Below are 17,803 nucleotides of genomic sequence, written 5' to 3'. Positions count from 1 at the left end.
CGGTGGAACGAAGGGGGGTGCGATCGGTGAGAGATCGACTTCGTGCGATGACCAGAGATTAATACGAAAAGATCCGATATGTTCTAGCGGCACGCCGCGGTTGGTGATGTGTCCTGGATGGCCAACAGCGGAGTGTCCGACACCGTTGTCTCGACCTGGGGCCGGGCACAGCGAGTTGCTCGGCTGAGGATCTCGTATCGGTAGTCGTCCGGTGCGCACCCCCGGCGGATAGCTCGTAGGTTGGGAGATGAAAGCGGTCGCGCTCGTAAAGATCGGCAGGGCACGCGCGTGACGACAGCGGAGATCGATTTCGAGGAGCTGTTCGACGCCGCACCGAACCCGTACTTGGTGCTGGACGCCGACCTGGTGATCCACTACGCCAACCGGGCCTACCTCCAGGTCACCGGCAGGACCCGCGAAGAACTGGCCGGGCAGTACATCCTGGCGGCGTTCCCGGACACTCCTGCTGCGCCTGCCGCGGCGCGTGACTTCGGCGCCTCACTCCAGCGCGTGCTGGACTCCCGCGAGCCCGATGTGGTGGCACCGAAGCGATTCGACATTCCCATTGCCGACCGCCCAGGTGAACTCGAGGAGCGGTGGTGGTGCGGAATGTCCACCCCTGTCCTGGGGTCGGATGGCACGGTCAAGTGGATCATCGCGCGGGCCGACGACGTCACCGAGTTCATGCACTCCCCCGTCATCCGTGAGCTCACCCCGCCGCTGAGCACGCAGGCAACAGAGATCGCGGCCCTGGTGTACGCCCGGTCGCACGATTTGGAACAACTGAACGAGCAGCTGCGCCAGGCGCATGCCCGCGAACGTGAAATCGCCGTCACCCTGCAGGAAGTCATGCTTCGCTCGCCCGACTTGGACAGGCACCGGGATATCGCTGTGCGCTACTTGCCTGCCCTCGGATCACTCAACGTGTGCGGCGACTGGTACGACGTGGTCGATCTTCCGCCCGACCGCTACGCCCTCGCCGTTGGGGACGTTGTCGGCCACGGCCTTGAGGCCGCCGCTGTCATGGGCATGCTGCGCAGCGCCCTGAGCGCAGCCATCCGGGCCGTTCCCAGCCCCGCACAGGCCCTGGAGGTACTGGGCCTGTACGCCAGGGCGGTCGACGGCGCACTGGCCACCACCGTGGCCAAAGTGCTCATCGATCCGCGCAGTCGACTGATCATCTACAGCAACGCCGGTCACCCTCCGCCGGTACTGCTTCATCCAGACGGCAGTTGGCAGTTGCTGGACCAGGCCACCGACCCGCCGCTGGGCGCTCGACCCGATCACGTCCCCCGCCCTCAGGCCGGACTGTCCTACGCCCGCGGGGACACCCTCGTGCTCTACACCGACGGGCTCATCGAGCGGCGCGGCGAAGACATCGATACTGGCCTGGCCCGGCTGACCGATGCCCTCGCCCAGTGCAGCACCCTCCCGGTGGAAGAACTCGCCGACGCACTGCTGATCCACCTGGGCGTCACCGGCGGCAGCCAGGACGACATCGCCCTCGTTGTTGTCCGCCTGTGACCGTGAGAAATTGTGAGACATGAGCCCCGAAAACGATCAAGGGCCTCGTCTCACCGAAGTAAAACAAGGCCCTGACCTGCGATGACAGTTCATCAAACTGTCGGGACGACAGGATTTGAACCTGCGACCCCTTGACCCCCAGTCAAGTGCGCTACCAAGCTGCGCCACGTCCCGATGCGTGCCACGCGGTGGACGCGTGATCATGCGGGTCAACCCTACCTCATGCGCGTCTTGCGCCACCGGCCCGAAGGCTTGACCCATAATTGCTGCCATCTATAATTGCCTAACTCAAGAGATTCGTAACGGGCAGGCCCAACGAGGCCGCGACCGAACGGAGCCGCATGTCCTTCCTGGCCCGGCCCGCGGTGGCCGCGTTCGCCGCCAAGGCGATGCAACGGGCGACCGCCATGGCGGATCGCCGTTCCGGCGGCCGGGGTTCCGCCGCGGCATCGCATGCCCGGTTCCCCGAATTCCCGCGCAAGGTACGGGAGTTGACGATCCCCACGTCCGTCGCGCCCGCACGGGCGACGGTGTATCTCCCCGAGAAGGGCGACGCCGTACCGCCCGTACACGTCAACTTCCACGGTGGCGGCTACGTCATGAGGCTGACCGAGCCGGACGACCCGCTGTGTCGGTTCCTCGCCGCCGAGGCGGGGGTGGTCGTGATCAACGTGGACTACGTGGTCGCCCCGCAGCACCCCTTCCCGGCGCCGCCCCGGCAGGCGTACGAGATCGTCCGTTGGGTCGCGGAACACGGTACCGAGGAGGGCTGGGACGGTGAGCGGCTCACCGTGGGCGGGCAGAGCGCCGGTGGCGGGCTCGCGGCGGCCGTCGCACGGCAGGCGCTCGACGGAGGCGGGCCCCCGATCGCGCTGCAGGTGCTGCACTATCCGCCGCTCGACCTGGCGACGAGCGCCCGCGACAAGCGCGCCGCCATCGCCAGGCCGATGCTGCGCCCCTGGATGGCCGACGTCTTCGACACGTCGTACGTCCCCGATGTACGGCGGCGCGACGACCCGCTCGTATCGCCCGCGCACCCCTCGGACACCGCGGACCTGAAGGGCATCGCGCCGGCCCTGGTGATCACCGCGGAGTACGACCTGCTCCGGACCGAGGGCGAGCGGTATGCCGAGCGGCTGCGCGCGGCGGGGGCGCTGGTCGAGCACCATGACGTGCGCGGCGCCGATCACGGGTACGACGGGAGCGACGACGACAAGGCGCGGGCCGTCTACGCGGTCATCGCGCGGCGTCTGCGCGAGGCCGCGGAACAGCGCTTCAGCTGAGAGCGCGGCTCTCCGCCCTGTCGGTCGACGACTTCACGCCCCAGTCGTCCGGGCCTGGGGCACCCGCTTTCACCGAGATGGGCGGGGGCATCGGGCAGTCCTCGGGCGAGGAGATCGTGAGCTGATCGGCCGGGGCGGGCGTGCCGGTGCATCTGGCCCCTCGGACCGGGCCCCCGGACACCCCCGCCGCGAATCCCGCCGTCAGCAGCGCCACGGCCGCGACCACCCACCACGGCAAGCCCGCCGTAGCCATGTACCCGACGACCGCCACCACCGCAAGAAGCGCCACCACGTCCCCCGTCCCCCTTCAACAGTCAACTCACCTGCCCCCGGCGCACCGAGAGCCGCCACGCGTCACAGCGGGCATATGACGCAACAATACGCGAGAGCGTCGAATATCCCAGTTCGGCTCATCAGTACATATGACGGACCATTAGATATGACGGGCGCCGCCGGCCGCTTCTGCTGCGGCGGGCGGCGCATGTCCTCACCCCTGGCGTTCGGTGACCGCAGGTCAGTGCGCGCCGATCAGCTCCTTCTCGCCGCCGGTCCGGGCCGGTCCCGGTGAGCCGCGCAGCGCGGCGATCCCGATGAAGACCATGGACGACAGGCCCGCGACGGCGAAGGCGGTGAAGCCCCAGTCGCCCTTGTTCGCGGCGAGCAACTGGCCGCCGAGCCACGGCCCGAAGACGGCGCCGAAGCGTCCCATGCCCTGTCGGGGTCGGTGGTGAGGTACAGCCTGCCGATGCCGGGTTCGTCCTCGACCCACTTGCCGGTGCCGCCGGCCGCCTCGATACGGCGGTGCAGGGCCGCCTCGCTGGAGGCGCGCAGGGCGAGCCGGCCGAGGCCGGGCTGTTCGCGGGCGGTGAGCACCAGGCTGTGGTGCTCGTAGTCGTCGAAGGTCCGCAGGTAGACGGTGTCGCCCTGCTGACCGTTGACGGTGAGCCCTAGATAGTCGGTGAAGAAGGCGACGCTGGCGTCCAGGTCCGGGGTGAACAGCTGGGCGTGGCCGATGTGGGCGATGTCGCCGAGCGGCGGGGTCATCGGGGACCTCCGGGGGTGCGTGCGGTCAGTGGGGCCGCCTCGGCGGACCTGGGGAAGACGGTGCCGTCGAAGATCTTGCGGGCGGTACGGACGACGGCCGTACGGCGGGCGGTGGGCAGGCCGGCGGTGTCGGTGCCGAGGCTGCTCTCGATGTCCAGGAATCCTGTGGGGTGTTCGATGCGGATACGGTCGCCCGCGGCGGGGAGCCGAGCGAGTTCCGCGCCGACGCCGCCCTCGATCCGCAGGCCGGCGGCGACGCTCGCCGCGCCGAGCACTCCGATCGACGTGTGGCAGCGGACCGGGATGAAGGTGCGGGTGGTGATCGCGCCGCCGTGGCGGGGCGGGGCGAGGAGGCTGAGCTTCGGGACGGTGGTGTCCGAAACGTCACCCAGGCCCATCAACTCGCCTGCCGCCAGCCGGAGTTCCCGGAGCCGATCGGCGAGCGCGAGGTCCTCCTCCAGGGCCTTGGGCGGCTCGTAGCCGGTGACGTCCAGCGCGGTGGCATGGACGAGGACCGTCGGCATGCCGTTGTCCACACAGGTCACCGGGATGCCGTCGAGCGTGTCGCGGACATTGCCGGTGGGCAGCAACCTCCCCGCACCGGGCGGGAATTCGATCACCACGGGGGCAGCCCTGCCCGGCACGCCGGAGATCTCGGCGTCGCCCGTGTACTCCACCCGGCCGCCGGGAGTCGGGAAGGTCGCCGTGGCGAAGTCGCCGGAGTTGACCATGCGGATCCGTACGGAGGTCTCCGCCTCCCCCGCCGGGACGAGCCCGCGCTCCACGGCGAACGGGCCGATCCCGGCGAGGATGTTCCCGCAGTTCTGACGGCTGCTCACTTCCGGCCGGTCGACGGCGACTTGGAGGAAGAGGTAGTCCACGTCGGCCCGTGGATCGGCCGACGGCGCGACGACAGCCACCTTGCTGGTGAGGGGGTGCGCGCCGCCCAGACCGTCGATCTGGCGCTCGTCCGGGCTGCCCATGACACGCAGCAGCAGCTCGTCGCGGGCCGTGGGGTCGTCGGGCAGGTCCGCGGCCAGGAAGTAGGCCCCCTTGGAGGTGCCGCCGCGCATCAGCAGACAGGGCACCTCCGCGCTCACGGCCGTGCTCCTTGGTGCTCCTCGTGCGTGCGGTACACGACACCGAGTTCCTTCAGCTTCTCGCGCAACCCGTAGCGGTCCAGGCCGAGTTGCCCTTCGAGGAAGGCGGCGCGGGTGGCGGCCTCCTTGGCCTCGCGGGCCTCGGAGCGCTCGACCGTCTCGCGGGCACGCTCGCGGGGTACGACCACGACGCCGTCGTCGTCGGCCAGGATCACGTCGCCTGGGTGGATCACCTGGCCGTCGATGGCGATCGGCACATTGACCGAACCTCCGGTGGCCTTGACCGTGCCCTGCGAGGACACCGCCCGGGACCAGGCGGCGAAGCCCATGTCCCGCAGCTCCTGGGTGTCGCGGACGCCCGTGTTGAGCACGACACCACGCACACCGCGCTGCTGGAGGGCGGTTGCGAACAGCTCGCCGAACAGACCGTCCGTGCAGGGCGAGGTGGTGGTGACGACCAGGAGGTCGCCCTCGCCGCACTGCTCGACCGCCGCGTGGATCATGAGGTTGTCGCCTGGCCAGCTCAGCACGGTGACGGCCGTACCGGCGACTCGTACGCCCTGCTGGACGGGACGAATCCCCGGTCCCAGCAGCCCGGTTCGGCCCATCGCCTCGCTCACCGTCGCCACGCCGAAGCCGGCCAGCGCGTCGACGTCCTTCAGCTCCGCCTTCGGCGGGTTGGTGACGATCACGCCGCTCATGCCAGCTCCTTCGCGATCTGTGGGTAGGGGCGCATGTACGCCTCGGCCATGGTGTTGTGGGCCAGGCCCAGGTTGGGCCCGGCGTTGCGCTTGAGCTGGACACCACGGCGGACGGCGAGGTCGGTGTAGTAGTCCCACAGGTGCCGCTGGGCGCCGAGGCACTCCATGGCCCCCCGCTTGGTCTCCCAGACGTCCGTGATGTCGAGCAGGACCTCTGGCCTGAAACCGCTCATCTCGGGCTGGTGCGGCTCGAAGTAGAAGACCGGCGGGGCGCCGATGATCTCGCCCTCGCCCGGGTAACCGATGGCCTGCGCGAGGATCCGGGCCTCCAGGGCCATGCGGTTGGCGGCGGGGTGGTCGCCGTTGTACGGGTCCTCGGTCGGGTGGGTGAGCACGACGTCGGGTTGGGCTTCCCGGTAGACGGCGACGAGTCGGTCGGTCAGCTCGGGGGTGGCGTTCAGCGGGTAGTCACCCGCGTCGAAGAAGCGGACCTCGGCGCCGAGGGTCGCGGCGGCGCGCTCGGCCTCGTCCCGGCGTATCGCCTTGATCTCCTCCAGTTTCCTTCCCTCGCGCCACGCCTTGGCGGACTCGCCGCGCTCGCCGAAGGTCAGGCAGGCGATGGTGACCTTCTCGCCGCGCGCGGCGGCCAAGGCGATGGCGCCACCCGCACGCCACACGAAGTCCCCGGCGTGCGCGGTGATGACGAGTGTGGAGCGTGGACCGGCGGGCGCGTTGGCCTGAGTCATTCTCTGATCTCCTTGGTGACAGGTGGGCGCCCGCCCCGCGCGGCAGCGATCAGTCGCGCAGCGCCTCGATCACGCTGGTGAGGTGGGCGCGGACGGCCGACTCGGCCGCCTGCGGATCCCTGGCCCGGATCGCCTCGATCATGGCCAGGTGCTCGTTCAGGGAGTGCTGCGGACGACCGGGCCTGAGCGCCAGCTGGAAGCGGTGGCGCACCAGTTGCGCGTTGAGCCGCTCCAGCAGTTCCACGGCCGTCCGCTGGCCGGAGAACTCCCGGATCCTGGCGTGCAGTTCCTGGTTCAGCTCCGAGTACGTCACCGGTTCACCGTCGGCCACGGCCTTGGTCATCGCCGCGCCCAGGTCCGTGAGTTGAGTCAGCTGCGCGTCGCTGGCGGCGACGGCCGCCTTGGCCGCGCAGAGCCCTTCCAGGACCATGCGGCACTCGGTGATGGCGACCGCTTCCTCCACGGTCACCACCCGCACCCGTGAGCCACGGTTGCGGATCCGCTCGACCAGTCCCTGAGCCTCCAGATCGATGAGCGCCGCGCGGATGCTGGCCCGTGTCACACCGAACTGCTCGGCGAGTTCGTTCTCCACCAGCCGCTGGGCCGGTGCCATCTCGCCGTGCAGGATCGCCTGCCGCAGCTGCGCGAGCGCATGCTGCTTGGCCTGCTCTCCGGTGCTCGGACGGGCTTCGTTCGGCATGTGCCCTCCCTGAGTGAGTGCCTGTCGAACGTAAATCTAGCCAAACAGAATTGTCAACAATTTTGTCCGCCGTATGGGATGGCAGCGACGGAGTGTCCGCTCGCACCCGGCGAAACCCCACACCCTGTCCACGGCCCAGCCCCGCGCACCGCCGCTAGGGTCGCCGCATGACGCACAGCTTCGTACTCCACATCCCCGACGCCGAGCTCGAACCCGAACCCCTCGCCCCCGAGCAGATCGTGGCCGGGACGCCCGAGGTGACCGGGAAGGTGGTGTGGGAGTCGGCGGACGGGCGTCAGATGCGGGGCATCTGGCAGATCACGCCCGGCGTGGTCACCGACACGGAGGCCGACGAGCTGTTCGTCGTGATCAGCGGAACGGCGACCATCGAGTTCGAGGACGGTCCGACACTGAAGGTCGGGCCCGGCGACATGGCCGTACTGCGCGAGGGCGACCGTACGACATGGACGGTGCACGAGACGCTGCGCAAGGCGTACGCGATCAACCTGTGAGCGTTCAACCCGCAACCGGGGCTGCCGTCGAGCCCCGGATCTCCAGCGTCGGCGCCGCGAGATGGACCTCGCCCGCTCCCCCACTGCCCTCGAACCGGTCGAGCAGGCAGCGGGCCGCGCGCCGGCCCACCTCGTGGCTGGCGTTGTCGACGGTGGTGAGCCAGACGTGGCGCAGGCGGGCGATGCTCGTGTTGTCGTAGCCGACGACGGAGAGGTCGCGCGGGACCCGTAGCCCCGACTCCTCGGCCGCCGACAACGCCCCGATCGCGGCGATGTCGTTCACGGCGAAGACGGCCGTCGGCCGGTCCGCGCGGCTCAGCAGCCGGACCGTGGTGCGGTAGCCGCCCTCCTCGGTCATGTCGCTCGACTCGACGACCGCCCCGTCCGCGAGACCGTGCGCCCGCATCGTCGCCTCGAAGCTGCGCCGGCGCAGCTCGCCGACCGCGCCGTACCCCGCGATGTGCGCGATGCGCCGGTGCCCGAGGCCGATGAGGTGCTCGGTGACCAGACGGGCGCCCCGCTCGTCGTCGTTGGCGACGATGTGCACGCCGGGCAGGCTCGGCTCGCGCGCGCCCGCGACCACGACCGGCAGCCGTTCGGCCACCACCCCGAGTGCGGCCGGGTCGGGCAGTGTGCCGACCACGACCAGGCCGTCGACCCGCAGGTCCAGGAAGGGGCCGGTGGGGTCCTGGCCGGTACGGCGGTTGAGGCGGGCGTCGGCCAGGAGCATGTGCAGGCCGTTGTCGTGCAGGAGGGAGTTCAGGCCCTCCAGCATGTCGACGAACCAGGGGTTGCGCAGGTCGTTGAGGAGGACGCCGACCGTGCGGGTGCGCTGCTCGCTGAGGCTGCGCGCGGCGGCGTTCGGACGGTAGCCGAGTTCGCGTACCGCCCGCAGTACGGCTTCCCGCTTCTCCGGGCGCACCTGCTCCGAGCCGCGCAGCACGAGCGAGACCAGCGACTTGGAGACGCCGGCCCGGTCGGCCACGTCACGGATCGTCGGCGGTCTCATGGACATGGACCGTTCCACAGGCATCTTGCGCTTGTCAAAGGGGGACGGAGGGGTTGACACCGGTCACGGGCGGAACCCAAGGTGGCCTGGAGAGAAAATGGACCGGTCCAAAGAGGGGCTGCAATGGTGGACACGCTCGGCGTCGCCGTCGTCGGATTCGGCTGGATGGGGCGGGTGCACACCCAGGCTTACGCCCGCGTCCCGCACCACTACCCGCAACTGCCCCTGCGCCCGCACCTCGTGACCGTCGCCGAGGAGGTGCCCGGCCGGGCCGAGGAGGCCGCCGCACAGTTCGGGTTCGCCTCGACGACCCGGGACTGGCGCGAGGTGGCCGCCGACCCGCGTGTGCGGGCCGTCAGCATCACCGCCCCGAACTTCCTGCACCGCGAGATCGGCGTCGCCATGGCCGAGGCAGGCAAGCACCTCTGGATCGAGAAGCCGGTGGGCCTCACCGCCGAGGACGCCCGAGCGGTCGCGGACGCGGCGGCCAAGGCCGGTGTGCAGAGCGCGGTCGGCTTCAACTACCGCAACACGCCCGCCGTCGAGGCCGCCCGCGAGCTGATCGCCGCCGGCGAGATCGGCACGGTCACGCACATGCGCATCCGGTTGTTCAGCGACTACGCGGCCCACCCGCAGTCCGCCCTGACCTGGCGTTACGAGCGTGAGCGCGGCGGCAGCGGAGTGCTCGGCGACCTCGCCTCGCACGGCGCCGACCTGGCCCGCTTCCTGCTCGGCGACATCGACCGGCTGACCGCCGACACCGCGATCTTCGTACCGGAGCGGGCCCGCCCCACCGGCGCCACCGCCGGGCACAGCCTCGCCACCGGCGAGCTCGGCCCGGTCGAGAACGAGGACTACGTCAACTGCCTGCTGCGCTTCGCCTCCGGCGCCCGCGGAGTGCTGGAGGCCTGCCGGGTCTCGGTCGGCGAGCAGAACAACTACGGCTTCGAGGTGCACGGCACCAAGGGCGCGGTGTTCTGGGACTTCCGCCGCATGGGCGAGCTCGGCATCAGCCGCGGCACGGCCTACCAGGACCAGCCGGTCAGCACGGTGTTCGTCGGCCCGGGCGACGGCGAGTTCGGCGCCTTCCAGCCGGGCGCGGCGAACGCCATGGGCTACGACGACCTGAAGGTCATCGAGGCGTACCGCTTTCTGCGCTCGGTCGCCGAGGGTGTCCCGCACGGGGCCACCCTTCAGGACGCGGTGCACAGCGCCGCCGTACTGGACGCGATGGCGCGGTCGGCGGAGAGCGGCGCGTGGGTGGACGTGACCGCGGGAGGGTGACGGCCGGCATCAGCGCGCCCGCTCGGCCCGCCGGCCGACGGCCACCTTGATCGGGGCCATGACCAGCCAGAACCACATGGCCGCGGAGCCAACGGCCATGGCGAGCGGGATGCTGATGAGGAACACCGCCACCGTCACCGCGAGGTCGAGCGCGAAGAGCCGGAAGCCCCCGGGCGGCTTGGCCTCGCCGCGCAGCCACGGGCGCCGGATCAGGACGAGGAGCAGCGCGAGGTGGGCGCCGCCGAGGGCGGCGACCGCCGCAGCGTAGATGGCGACCGACTCGGCCTCTCCGCCGTACTCGGAGAGGAGCTTGGTGGGGAAGGGCACGAGGGCCGCGATGCTCAACCCCAGGATGGCCAGCGTGATCACTTGCCCGTCGATCTGCCGGACGAAGCCGAAGATCCGGCGGTGTTCACGCCAGAAGGCGCCGAGCACCAGCACGCTGAGAGCGTAGCCCCCGAGGTTCGGGATGAGTTCGTGCAGGGCGTCGTCGTACTTTTCCGAGCCCAGTCCCCGCGGCACGTAGAAGTCCAGGACGAGCAGCGTGAGCGCGATGGCGAACACGCCGTCGGCGAGCGCCACCAGCCGCTCGGGCCCACCGTCCGGCACCGATTTCAACATGCGCACGACGGTAGGGACCCGGGGCGCGTCGAGCCGGTGTACACGCCAGACGCACGCCGCCGATCGTCACCCGATGGGCGTGGGCATGTTGTACGGGGTCACCACCTGGATCGCCGACGGCAGTGTCGGCCCCGCGGGCGGCAGCGCGCCGTGCGCCCGCATCACGATGTGGCAGGCCTCGCGCATGTCCTGGCGCAGGTCGTGGTGGAGGACGGCGGACAGGCGATGCTCGCGCAGCAGCCGGGTGTTGTCCTGGTCGAGGTCGTGCGCGATGAAGACCGCGCATTCGCGGCCGAGGTCCTCGAAGGCGCGCAGGGTGGCGATGTTGCCGCCGCCGATCGAGTAGACGACGCGGATCTCCGGGTCGCGTTCCAGCGCGGCCCGCACGAGGTCGTACTGCGTGGCGTCCAGGCCCTGTCCCTCCGCGATCTCGACCAGGGTGCGGTCGGGGTGGAGGGCCCGCATGGCGCTGCGGAAGCCCATCTCGCGCTCCTCCTCGTTACGGAAGAAGCCGCTGCTGAGGCTGGTGAGCACATTGCCGGGGCGGTCGCCGAGCCACTGGCCCATCAGGTAGGCGGCGGTCGCGCCCGCGGCCCGGTTGTCTATGCCGACGTAGGCGAGGCGGGCGGTGGAGGGCAGGTCCGTCACCAGGGTCACCACCGGAATTCCGGCCTCCGCGAGCCGGGCGACGGCCGCGGTGACCTCGGGGATGTCCGGGGCCTTGAGGATCACGCCCTGCGAGCCGCGCCGGGCGATGCGGTCCAGCGTCCGCGTCAGCTCCGCCACCGGCCCGGTCTCGCGGAAGTGGAACCGCGAGCGCACGACGGCCGGGTGCAGGGACGGCAGCTCGGCCTCCAGGGCGGCGCGCACGGCCGTGGTGAACCGCTCGGGCGCCTGCACCACCATGTCGATCATGAAGGTACGGCCCACCAGCCGGACCTGGGTGCGCTGCCGGTCCAGGTCGGCTATCGCCTGCTGGACCTCCCGCGCGGTGCTCTCGCGCACCCCTCCCCGGCCGTTCAGGACCCGGTCGACGGTGGCCTCGCTCAGGCCCGCCTGACGTGCGATCTCCCGGATCGGGAAGGGGTGGCCCATGCCTCGGCTCCTGAGGGGTTTTTGATGGTCGCCTGCTGGTTGTTCGACGGGATTGTCATGACAAGAATGGCAGCGCTGAGTCGCCCCTGTCACCGAGAGGACACCGATGTCCTTCACCTCCGTACACCGCCGGGCCTGGCTGTCCGAGCGCGACTGCGACCTCGCGGACTTCCGTGCGCTGGTCGAGCGGACCACCGACCTCGCCGACTACCCGTACGCCTCCGCCGTGGAGCGCAACGTCCTGGTCTACGACAGCGACCGGCTGCGCGGGGCCGAGGACCAGCGTGCGGTGCGGGCCGAACTGGTCCGTGCCCTCGCCGACGGGCCGGGCATCGTGGTCCTCCACGGCGCCTTCGCCGATCCGGGGGTCGTCGACCGGCTCAGCGGGGTGTTCGACGCCCTGATCGCCGAGCAGCGCTCCTCGGGCGCGACCGCCGGGGACCACTTCGCCAAGCCGGGCGCCAACGACCGGGTGTGGAACGCGCTGGAGAAGGCGGCCCTCTACGACCCCGAGGCGTTCGCCGACTACTACGCCAACGACATCCTGGCCCTCGTCGCGGCCGCCTGGCTCGGGCCCGGCTACCAGGTGACCTCGCAGGTCAACGTGGTCAACCCGGGCGGCGCGGCGCAGAGCGTGCACCGCGACTACCACCTGGGCTTCCTCCCCAACGAGGTCGCGGCCGCCTACCCGGCCCATGTCCACGTCCTCTCCCCCGTGCTCACCCTCCAGGGCGCCGTCGCGCACTGCGACATGCCGGTGGAGTCGGGGCCGACGATGTATCTGCCGTACTCGCAGGGCTACGAGCCCGGCTATCTGGCCTGGCGGCTGCCCGAGTTCCAGGAGTACTTCGAGGCGCACCACGTCCAGCTCCCGCTCGCCAAGGGCGACGCGGCCTTCTTCAACCCGGCGCTGTTCCACGCCGCCGGCACCAACCGCTCCGCGGACATCCGGCGCATGGCGAATCTGCTCCAGGTGTCCTCGGCGTTCGGGCGGGCGATGGAGACGGTGGACCGGGAGGCGGTCGCGAACGCCGTCTACCCCGTGCTCCTCAAGCGCCTCGGCGAGGGCGTGGACGAGGCGTGGCTGGAGAACGTGATCGCCGCGAGCGCCGAGGGCTATCCCTTCCCCACGAACCTCGACAGCGATCCGCCGGTCGACGGGCTCGCCCCGCCGTCCCAGGCGGACGTCGTACGGCGCGCCCTGCGCGAGACATGGACTCCCGAGACGCTGCGGGACGAGCTGCGGGCCGGCGCCGAGCGGCGCCAGAGCTGAAAGGACCCCGAACCCATGGGACTTCTCGACGACAAGGTCGTCCTCGTCAACGGCGGCAGCCAGGGCGTCGGCGCCGCCATCGCGCGGGCGGCCGTCCGCGAGGGAGCGGTCGTGGCCGTCACCGGGCGCCGCCCGGAACCCGGTGAGGCCCTGGTCGCCGAACTGGCCGCCGACGGGGTCAAGGCCATGTTCGTCCAGGCCGACCTGGCGGACGCCGAGCAGGCGAAGGCCTCGGTCGCGGAGGTCGTCGACGCCTACGGGCGGATCGACTGCCTGGTCAACTCGGCGGGGCTCACGTCCCGCGGCACGCTGCTCGACACCACGCCCGAGCTGTTCGACCAGCACATCGCGATCAACCTCAAGGCGCCGTTCTTCGCCATGCAGGCCGCCGTCTCGGACATGGTCGCCCGCAAGGCGCCCGGCACGATCGTCAACATCATCACGTCCTCGGCGCACGGCGGACAGCCGTTCCTCGCGCCGTACGTATCCGCCAAGGCCGGCCTCATCGGGCTGACCCGCAACGCCGCACACGCCCACCGCTGGGACCGGGTCCGCATCAACGGCCTGAACATCGGCTGGACGGCGACCGAGGGCGAGGACGCAACGCAGAAGGCCTTCCACGGTGCCACCGACGACTGGCGCGAGCAGGCCGCCGCGAACCTGCCGATGGGCAAGCTCGGCCAGCCCGACGAGATCGCCGACTTCGTGGTGTTCCTGCTGTCGGAGCGGTCCGGAGTGGTCACCGGGTCGGTGATCGACTGGGACCAGAACGTCCTCGGCGGCCTCGACTGACCTCCCCATCTCCCCGTACCACCGCTTTCAAGGAGCACCAATCCCCATGCGTATCGGAATCCTCGGCCTCGGCCGCATCGGCGCCTTCCACGCCGAGACCCTCTCCGGACTCGACGCGGTCGACTCCCTCGTCGTCACCGACCCGTTCGCGGACGCCGCCAAGGCCGCCGCCGAGCGGTTCGGCGCCGAGGTCGTGGACTCGCCGGAGGCCCTGCTGTCCGCCGGCGTGGACGGCATCGTCGTCGCCGCCGCGACCGACGCCCACCCCGCGCTGATCCTGGCCGGGGTCGAGGCCGGCATCCCGGTCTTCTGCGAGAAGCCCGTCGCCAAGACCATGGCCGACGGCGTCAAGGTGCTGAAGGCCGTCCAGGGCACGGACGTGCCGATCCAGATCGGCTACAACCGCCGCTTCGACGCCGGTTTCGTCGCCGCCCGGGCCGCCGTGCGGAGCGGCGAGCTCGGCAAGCTGCACACGGTCCGCTCGACCACGCTGGACCCGGCGCCGCCGCCCGCCGCGTACATCGCCGCCTCCGGTGGCATCTTCCGGGACTGCTCGGTGCACGACTTCGACATCATCCGCTGGGTGACCGGCCGCGAGGTGAGGGAGGTGTACGCCGTCGGCGGCAACAAGGGCGCCGACTACATCAAGGAGGCGGGCGACGCCGACACCACGGGCGCGATCCTCACCCTGGACGACGGCACGATCGCGGTGGTCTCCAACTCCCGCCACAACGCCCGGGGTCACGACGTGCGCATGGAGATCCACGGCTTCACGGACTCCATCGCCGTCGGACTGGAGGACAAGCTGCCGCTGCGTTCGGTCGAGCCCGGCGTGACCTTCCCGGCGGGCACCCCGCACGACTTCTTCATGGACCGCTTCACCGCGGCCTACCGCGCCGAACTCACCGCGTTCACCGAGGTCGTGGCCGGCACCCGGCCTTCGCCGTGCACGATCGAGGACGCCCTGGAGGCGGGCTGGATCGCCGACGCGTGCACCCTGTCGCTGCACGAGCACCGTCCGGTGACGATCGAGGAGGTCCGGCAGGCATGAGCGACTCGGGCCGGGAACCGCTGCGCATCGGCGTGCTGGGCGCGGCACGCATCACCGAGCTCTCCCTCGTCGGCCCGGCCCGGACGACCGGCCACCGCCTCGTGGCGGTGGCCGCGCGCGACCGGTCCCGCGCCGAGGCGTTCGCCGACGAGCACGACGTGGAGCGGGTGGTGGACTCCTACGCCGACCTGCTCGCCGACCCGGAGGTCGAGGTCGTCTACAACCCGCTCGCCAACGGTCTGCACGGGCCGTGGAACCTCGCCGCCCTCGCGGCCGGCAAGCACGTCCTGACGGAGAAGCCGTCGGCGAGCAACGCCGAGGAGGCGGCCGAGGTGCTGCAGGCGACGGCGAAGGCCGGGACGGTCTTCATGGAGGCCTTCCACTACCTCTTCCACCCGGTCACCCGGCGCCTGCACGAGATCCTCGAAAGCGGTGAACTGGGCGAGCTCCAGCGGGTCGAGACACTGGTGGCGATTCCCGCGCCGGGCGCCCTGGACCCGCGCTGGTCGCTGCCCCTCGCGGGCGGCGCCGTGATGGACCTCGGCTGCTACAGCCTGCACGCGGTGCGCATGCTGGCGCCCTGGGCGGGCGGTGCGCCACGGCTCGTCTCGGCACGGGGCGGGGAGCGCTCGGGCGCGCCCGGCGTCGACGAGTGGCTGGACGCCGAGCTGGAGTTCCCGGGCGGGGCGACCGCGTCGGCGCGCTGCCACATGGCGTACGACGAGGTGGAGATGAGCTGCCGGATCGTCGGCTCGCGGGGCGAGGCGCTGGCGCCCAACTTCGTGCTGCCGCACCTGGACGACCGGGTCGTGGTGCGCACGGCGGACGGCGAGCGGACGGAGCGGCTGGGCACGCGCTCGTCGTACACCTACCAACTGGAGGCGTTCGCCGCGCACATCCGCCGCGACAGCCCGCTCCCGCTGGACGCGGAGGACGCGCTGGCGACGATGTCGCTGATCGACGAGTCCTATCGGGCGGCGGGGTTCGAGCCACGACCGCGTACGGCTCTCGCGGGCTGAACGCTCTCGCGCCGAGGCGGAGCACGAAGAGGGGCCAGGGGAAGCTCTCCCGGCCCCTCTTCGGTTCGCAGTCGGACGTACAACCCCTCGGTTCGCCGTCAGATGTACAGCGCGGGCCGCTCCACCAGATCCACCTCGATCCGGCCGCCCTCCTCCAGCGCCCGCACGGCCGCCTCGCACACCGCGGCCACGGCGTACCCGTCCCACGCGCTGGGGCCGGTGACCTCGCCGCGCCGGGTCGCGTCCACCCAGGCCTGGACCTCGCGGTCGTAGGCGTCGGCGAAGCGTTCGATGTAGTCCTGGGCGATGATGCCGCCCCAGCGGCCGGCCGCGTTGGTGACCATGGCGTGGCCGTCGCCGACGCGGGCGGTGCCGCGTTCGCAGACCACCTCGGCCTGGACCTGGTAGCCGAAGCCGCAGTTGACGAAGATCTCGACGTCGACGATCGCGCCGCCGTCGGTCTCGAAGACGACGAACTGCGGGTCGCTGATGCCGTCCGGCGCGTTCCCGGACGGGGTCGGGGCGAGCACGGTGACGGCTGTGATCTCGTGGCCGAGCAGCCAGCGGGTCACGTCCATCTCGTGTGTCACCGAGTCGTTGATGAGCATCTCGGACGTCCAGCCGGGCGGGCTGGCGACATTGCGGTGCCGGTTGTGCAGCATCAGGAGACGGCCCAACTGGCCGGTCTCCAGAAGGGACTTGAGCTTCATGTACTCGGCGTCGTAGCGCCGCATGAAGCCCACCTGGACCCGGCGCCGGCCGAGCTTCTGCTCGGCCTGGAGGATCCGCAGGGCGGAGGCCGCGTCGGGGGTGAGCGGTTTCTCGCACAGGACCGGCAGGTCGTGCTCGAAGGCCGCGAGGAGCGCCGCCTCGTGGGCGGGACCCGGTGAGGCGATGATCACCGCGTCCACGTCGGCCGACGCCATCGCGGCGGCCGGGTCGGTGTGGGCGGTGCAGTCGCCGACGCGGGCCGCGACCGATTTGGCGCGTTCCGCGTCGACGTCCACGACGGCGGTCACCCGTGCCCCGCTGGTGACCTGCTGGATGCGGCGCACATGGTCCGCACCCATCTTTCCGGTACCGATGACTGCGACTCCGAGCGTGAGCGGACGCTGAGTCATGGTGATCGGCCGTCCTTTCGGGTCGTCAGGCGCCGCAGGACCTCAGGAACTTGCGGGTACGGACCGCGATGGGCATGGGCTTGTCCGGCTCGCAGGGGTACATGTCCTGCTCGACGATGGCGAAGAGGTCCACGTTCAGCTTCTGCGCCGCCTGCAGGACCGGCCCCAACTCCGGTACGCCGGCCGGGGGCTCACACATCACGCCGCGCTGGACGGCGGGGCCGAACGGGATCTCGTTCTTCACCACGTCCGCGAGGATCTCCGGGTCCACCTGCTTGAGGTGCAGATAGCCGATGCGCTCGCCGTAGGTCTCGATCAGCTTGACGCTGTCGCCGCCGCAGTAGGCGTAGTGCCCGGTGTCCAGGCAGAGGTTGACCAGGTCGGAGTCGGTCGAGTCGAGGAAACGCTCGACGTGGGCCTCGGTGTCGATGTGGGTGTCGGCGTGCGGGTGCACGACGATGTCCAGACCGAAGGTCTCCTTCACCTCGTGCCCGAGCCGCTCCATGCCCTTGGTGAGGTGGGCCCACTGCTCGGCGGTGAGCTCCGGCGGCTCCAGGATCTCGGCGGTCTTGTCGTCCCGCCAGAAGGACGGGATGACGACCAGGTGCTTCGCCCCCATGGCCTGGGTGAGCGCGGCGACCTCGCTGACGTGCTGCCAGGTCGACTCCCAGACGGAGGGGCCGCGGTGCAGGCCGGTGAAGATCGTGCCTGCCGAGACCTTGAGGTTCCGCTTGTTGATCTCGTCGGTCAGACGCGCCGGGTCGGTCGGCAGATAGCCGTACGGGCCCAGCTCGATCCAGTCGTAGCCGGCCTCGGCGACCTCATCGAGGAAGCGTTCCCAGGGCACCTGTACGGGGTCGTCGGGGAACCATACGCCCCAGGAGTCGGGGGCCGAGCCGACCCGGATGCGGTCGAGCGCAGGGGCCAT

The 17,803-nt window shown here is 70.8% G+C and carries 18 protein-coding genes, 1 tRNA gene and 1 pseudogene; 8 read left to right on the top strand and 12 right to left on the bottom strand.

What is annotated here, in order from left to right; all coding sequences use genetic code 11:
* The first annotated feature begins 288 nt into the window (after window positions 1-288).
* A complete protein-coding gene (locus ACZ7NC_RS15705; RefSeq protein ID WP_471488514.1) occupies window positions 289-1,524 on the top strand; it encodes a PP2C family protein-serine/threonine phosphatase in 1,236 nt (411 codons plus the stop codon).
* Window positions 1,525-1,624: 100 nt separating this feature from the next.
* Here ACZ7NC_RS15705 and ACZ7NC_RS15700 read toward each other — a convergent pair.
* Window positions 1,625-1,698: transfer RNA gene (locus ACZ7NC_RS15700), tRNA-Pro, on the bottom strand.
* Window positions 1,699-1,865: 167 nt separating this feature from the next.
* Here ACZ7NC_RS15700 and ACZ7NC_RS15695 point away from each other — a divergent pair.
* Window positions 1,866-2,807 (top strand): alpha/beta hydrolase, encoded by a 942-nt coding sequence (locus ACZ7NC_RS15695; RefSeq protein WP_471488512.1) that lies wholly within the window; start codon window positions 1,866-1,868, stop codon window positions 2,805-2,807.
* Here ACZ7NC_RS15695 and ACZ7NC_RS15690 read toward each other — a convergent pair.
* From ACZ7NC_RS15690 to ACZ7NC_RS15665, 6 genes and pseudogenes are all read right to left on the bottom strand, one after another.
* Window positions 2,800-3,099, bottom strand: coding sequence for a hypothetical protein (locus ACZ7NC_RS15690; RefSeq protein ID WP_471488510.1), 300 nt, complete (start codon window positions 3,097-3,099; stop codon window positions 2,800-2,802). The genes ACZ7NC_RS15695 and ACZ7NC_RS15690 overlap by 8 nt on opposite strands.
* A 422-nt stretch (window positions 3,100-3,521) precedes the next feature.
* Window positions 3,522-3,851: pseudogene (locus tag ACZ7NC_RS15685) on the bottom strand (VOC family protein); the annotation flags it as partial.
* The gene (locus ACZ7NC_RS15680) at window positions 3,848-4,924 is read right to left on the bottom strand and encodes a 4-oxalomesaconate tautomerase (RefSeq protein ID WP_471488676.1); all 1,077 of its coding nucleotides are present in this window, start codon (window positions 4,922-4,924) and stop codon (window positions 3,848-3,850) included. The pseudogene ACZ7NC_RS15685 and the gene ACZ7NC_RS15680, both read right to left, overlap by 4 nt.
* 23 nt (window positions 4,925-4,947) lie before the next feature.
* On the bottom strand, window positions 4,948-5,652 hold the full coding sequence (locus tag ACZ7NC_RS15675) for a 4-carboxy-4-hydroxy-2-oxoadipate aldolase/oxaloacetate decarboxylase (RefSeq protein ID WP_471488508.1): 705 nt from the start codon (window positions 5,650-5,652) through the stop codon (window positions 4,948-4,950).
* Window positions 5,649-6,398, bottom strand: coding sequence for a PIG-L deacetylase family protein (locus ACZ7NC_RS15670; protein WP_471488506.1), 750 nt, complete (start codon window positions 6,396-6,398; stop codon window positions 5,649-5,651). Before ACZ7NC_RS15670 ends, ACZ7NC_RS15675 begins: the two co-directional genes overlap by 4 nt.
* 49 nt (window positions 6,399-6,447) lie before the next feature.
* Window positions 6,448-7,098, bottom strand: a complete 651-nt coding sequence (locus ACZ7NC_RS15665; protein ID WP_471488504.1) for a GntR family transcriptional regulator — start codon at window positions 7,096-7,098, stop codon at window positions 6,448-6,450.
* 167 nt (window positions 7,099-7,265) lie between these two features.
* Between ACZ7NC_RS15665 and ACZ7NC_RS15660 the strand changes: the two genes are divergently transcribed.
* Complete coding sequence (locus ACZ7NC_RS15660) at window positions 7,266-7,610, top strand: cupin domain-containing protein (protein ID WP_471488502.1); 345 nt, start codon at window positions 7,266-7,268, stop codon at window positions 7,608-7,610.
* Window positions 7,611-7,614: 4 nt separating this feature from the next.
* Here ACZ7NC_RS15660 and ACZ7NC_RS15655 read toward each other — a convergent pair whose 3' ends face one another.
* A complete protein-coding gene (locus ACZ7NC_RS15655) occupies window positions 7,615-8,619 on the bottom strand; it encodes a LacI family DNA-binding transcriptional regulator (protein WP_471488674.1) in 1,005 nt (334 codons plus the stop codon).
* Window positions 8,620-8,742: 123 nt separating this feature from the next.
* Here ACZ7NC_RS15655 and ACZ7NC_RS15650 point away from each other — a divergent pair, with 123 nt between their 5' ends.
* Entirely contained in the window at window positions 8,743-9,903 is a 1,161-nt protein-coding gene (locus ACZ7NC_RS15650; RefSeq protein ID WP_471488500.1) for a Gfo/Idh/MocA family protein, read from the top strand.
* Between the two features lie 9 nt (window positions 9,904-9,912).
* On the opposite strand, the gene ACZ7NC_RS15645 is transcribed toward ACZ7NC_RS15650, so the two are convergent.
* Both ACZ7NC_RS15645 and ACZ7NC_RS15640 read right to left on the bottom strand, forming a co-directional pair.
* The gene (locus ACZ7NC_RS15645) at window positions 9,913-10,524 is read right to left on the bottom strand and encodes a TMEM175 family protein (protein WP_471488498.1); all 612 of its coding nucleotides are present in this window, start codon (window positions 10,522-10,524) and stop codon (window positions 9,913-9,915) included.
* A gap of 66 nt (window positions 10,525-10,590) precedes the next feature.
* Window positions 10,591-11,619 carry a LacI family DNA-binding transcriptional regulator gene (locus ACZ7NC_RS15640; protein ID WP_471488496.1) on the bottom strand — a complete coding sequence of 343 codons (1,029 nt, stop codon included), beginning with the start codon at window positions 11,617-11,619 and terminating at the stop codon, window positions 10,591-10,593.
* 106 nt (window positions 11,620-11,725) lie between these two features.
* Between ACZ7NC_RS15640 and ACZ7NC_RS15635 the strand changes: the two genes are divergently transcribed.
* Genes ACZ7NC_RS15635 through ACZ7NC_RS15620 form a run of 4 tightly spaced genes read left to right on the top strand, consistent with a single transcriptional unit; the run spans window position 11,726 to window position 15,754 of the window.
* On the top strand, window positions 11,726-12,892 hold the full coding sequence (locus tag ACZ7NC_RS15635) for a phytanoyl-CoA dioxygenase family protein (RefSeq protein WP_471488494.1): 1,167 nt from the start codon (window positions 11,726-11,728) through the stop codon (window positions 12,890-12,892).
* A gap of 15 nt (window positions 12,893-12,907) precedes the next feature.
* Window positions 12,908-13,684 carry an SDR family oxidoreductase gene (locus ACZ7NC_RS15630; protein ID WP_471488492.1) on the top strand — a complete coding sequence of 259 codons (777 nt, stop codon included), beginning with the start codon at window positions 12,908-12,910 and terminating at the stop codon, window positions 13,682-13,684.
* A 46-nt stretch (window positions 13,685-13,730) separates the two neighbouring features.
* Window positions 13,731-14,735 (top strand): Gfo/Idh/MocA family protein, encoded by a 1,005-nt coding sequence (locus ACZ7NC_RS15625; protein ID WP_471488490.1) that lies wholly within the window; start codon window positions 13,731-13,733, stop codon window positions 14,733-14,735.
* Window positions 14,732-15,754 (top strand): Gfo/Idh/MocA family protein, encoded by a 1,023-nt coding sequence (locus tag ACZ7NC_RS15620; RefSeq protein WP_471488488.1) that lies wholly within the window; start codon window positions 14,732-14,734, stop codon window positions 15,752-15,754. The genes ACZ7NC_RS15625 and ACZ7NC_RS15620 overlap by 4 nt, the downstream gene beginning before the upstream one ends.
* Window positions 15,755-15,852: 98 nt before the next feature.
* Here the strand turns inward: ACZ7NC_RS15620 and ACZ7NC_RS15615 are convergent, their stop codons facing one another.
* Both ACZ7NC_RS15615 and ACZ7NC_RS15610 read right to left on the bottom strand, forming a co-directional pair.
* Window positions 15,853-16,875: a Gfo/Idh/MocA family protein gene (locus tag ACZ7NC_RS15615; RefSeq protein ID WP_471488486.1), complete on the bottom strand. Its 1,023-nt coding sequence runs from the start codon at window positions 16,873-16,875 to the stop codon at window positions 15,853-15,855.
* Between the two features lie 25 nt (window positions 16,876-16,900).
* Window positions 16,901-17,803: a sugar phosphate isomerase/epimerase family protein gene (locus ACZ7NC_RS15610; RefSeq protein WP_471488484.1), complete on the bottom strand. Its 903-nt coding sequence runs from the start codon at window positions 17,801-17,803 to the stop codon at window positions 16,901-16,903.

This window comes from Streptomyces sp. NPDC111802, assembly GCF_055634335.1.
Note: the sequence above shows the minus strand (reverse complement) of the source record. Positions and strands in the feature narration are given on the sequence as shown.

What these genes read in the sequence shown, in the direction of transcription:
- ACZ7NC_RS15695 (WP_471488512.1), top strand. Translation starts at nt 1,866, where the DNA reads ATGTCCTTCCTGGCCCGGCCCGCGGTGGCCGCGTTCGCCGCCAAGGCG.
- ACZ7NC_RS15680 (WP_471488676.1), bottom strand. Translation starts at nt 4,924, where the DNA reads ATGCGCGGCGGCACCTCCAAGGGGGCCTACTTCCTGGCCGCGGACCTG.
- ACZ7NC_RS15675 (WP_471488508.1), bottom strand. Translation starts at nt 5,652, where the DNA reads ATGAGCGGCGTGATCGTCACCAACCCGCCGAAGGCGGAGCTGAAGGAC.
- ACZ7NC_RS15670 (WP_471488506.1), bottom strand. Translation starts at nt 6,398, where the DNA reads ATGACTCAGGCCAACGCGCCCGCCGGTCCACGCTCCACACTCGTCATC.
- ACZ7NC_RS15665 (WP_471488504.1), bottom strand. Translation starts at nt 7,098, where the DNA reads ATGCCGAACGAAGCCCGTCCGAGCACCGGAGAGCAGGCCAAGCAGCAT.
- ACZ7NC_RS15660 (WP_471488502.1), top strand. Translation starts at nt 7,266, where the DNA reads ATGACGCACAGCTTCGTACTCCACATCCCCGACGCCGAGCTCGAACCC.
- ACZ7NC_RS15655 (WP_471488674.1), bottom strand. Translation starts at nt 8,619, where the DNA reads ATGAGACCGCCGACGATCCGTGACGTGGCCGACCGGGCCGGCGTCTCC.
- ACZ7NC_RS15650 (WP_471488500.1), top strand. Translation starts at nt 8,743, where the DNA reads ATGGTGGACACGCTCGGCGTCGCCGTCGTCGGATTCGGCTGGATGGGG.
- ACZ7NC_RS15645 (WP_471488498.1), bottom strand. Translation starts at nt 10,524, where the DNA reads ATGTTGAAATCGGTGCCGGACGGTGGGCCCGAGCGGCTGGTGGCGCTC.
- ACZ7NC_RS15640 (WP_471488496.1), bottom strand. Translation starts at nt 11,619, where the DNA reads ATGGGCCACCCCTTCCCGATCCGGGAGATCGCACGTCAGGCGGGCCTG.
- ACZ7NC_RS15635 (WP_471488494.1), top strand. Translation starts at nt 11,726, where the DNA reads ATGTCCTTCACCTCCGTACACCGCCGGGCCTGGCTGTCCGAGCGCGAC.
- ACZ7NC_RS15630 (WP_471488492.1), top strand. Translation starts at nt 12,908, where the DNA reads ATGGGACTTCTCGACGACAAGGTCGTCCTCGTCAACGGCGGCAGCCAG.
- ACZ7NC_RS15625 (WP_471488490.1), top strand. Translation starts at nt 13,731, where the DNA reads ATGCGTATCGGAATCCTCGGCCTCGGCCGCATCGGCGCCTTCCACGCC.
- ACZ7NC_RS15620 (WP_471488488.1), top strand. Translation starts at nt 14,732, where the DNA reads ATGAGCGACTCGGGCCGGGAACCGCTGCGCATCGGCGTGCTGGGCGCG.
- ACZ7NC_RS15615 (WP_471488486.1), bottom strand. Translation starts at nt 16,875, where the DNA reads ATGACTCAGCGTCCGCTCACGCTCGGAGTCGCAGTCATCGGTACCGGA.
- ACZ7NC_RS15610 (WP_471488484.1), bottom strand. Translation starts at nt 17,803, where the DNA reads ATGGCCCCTGCGCTCGACCGCATCCGGGTCGGCTCGGCCCCCGACTCC.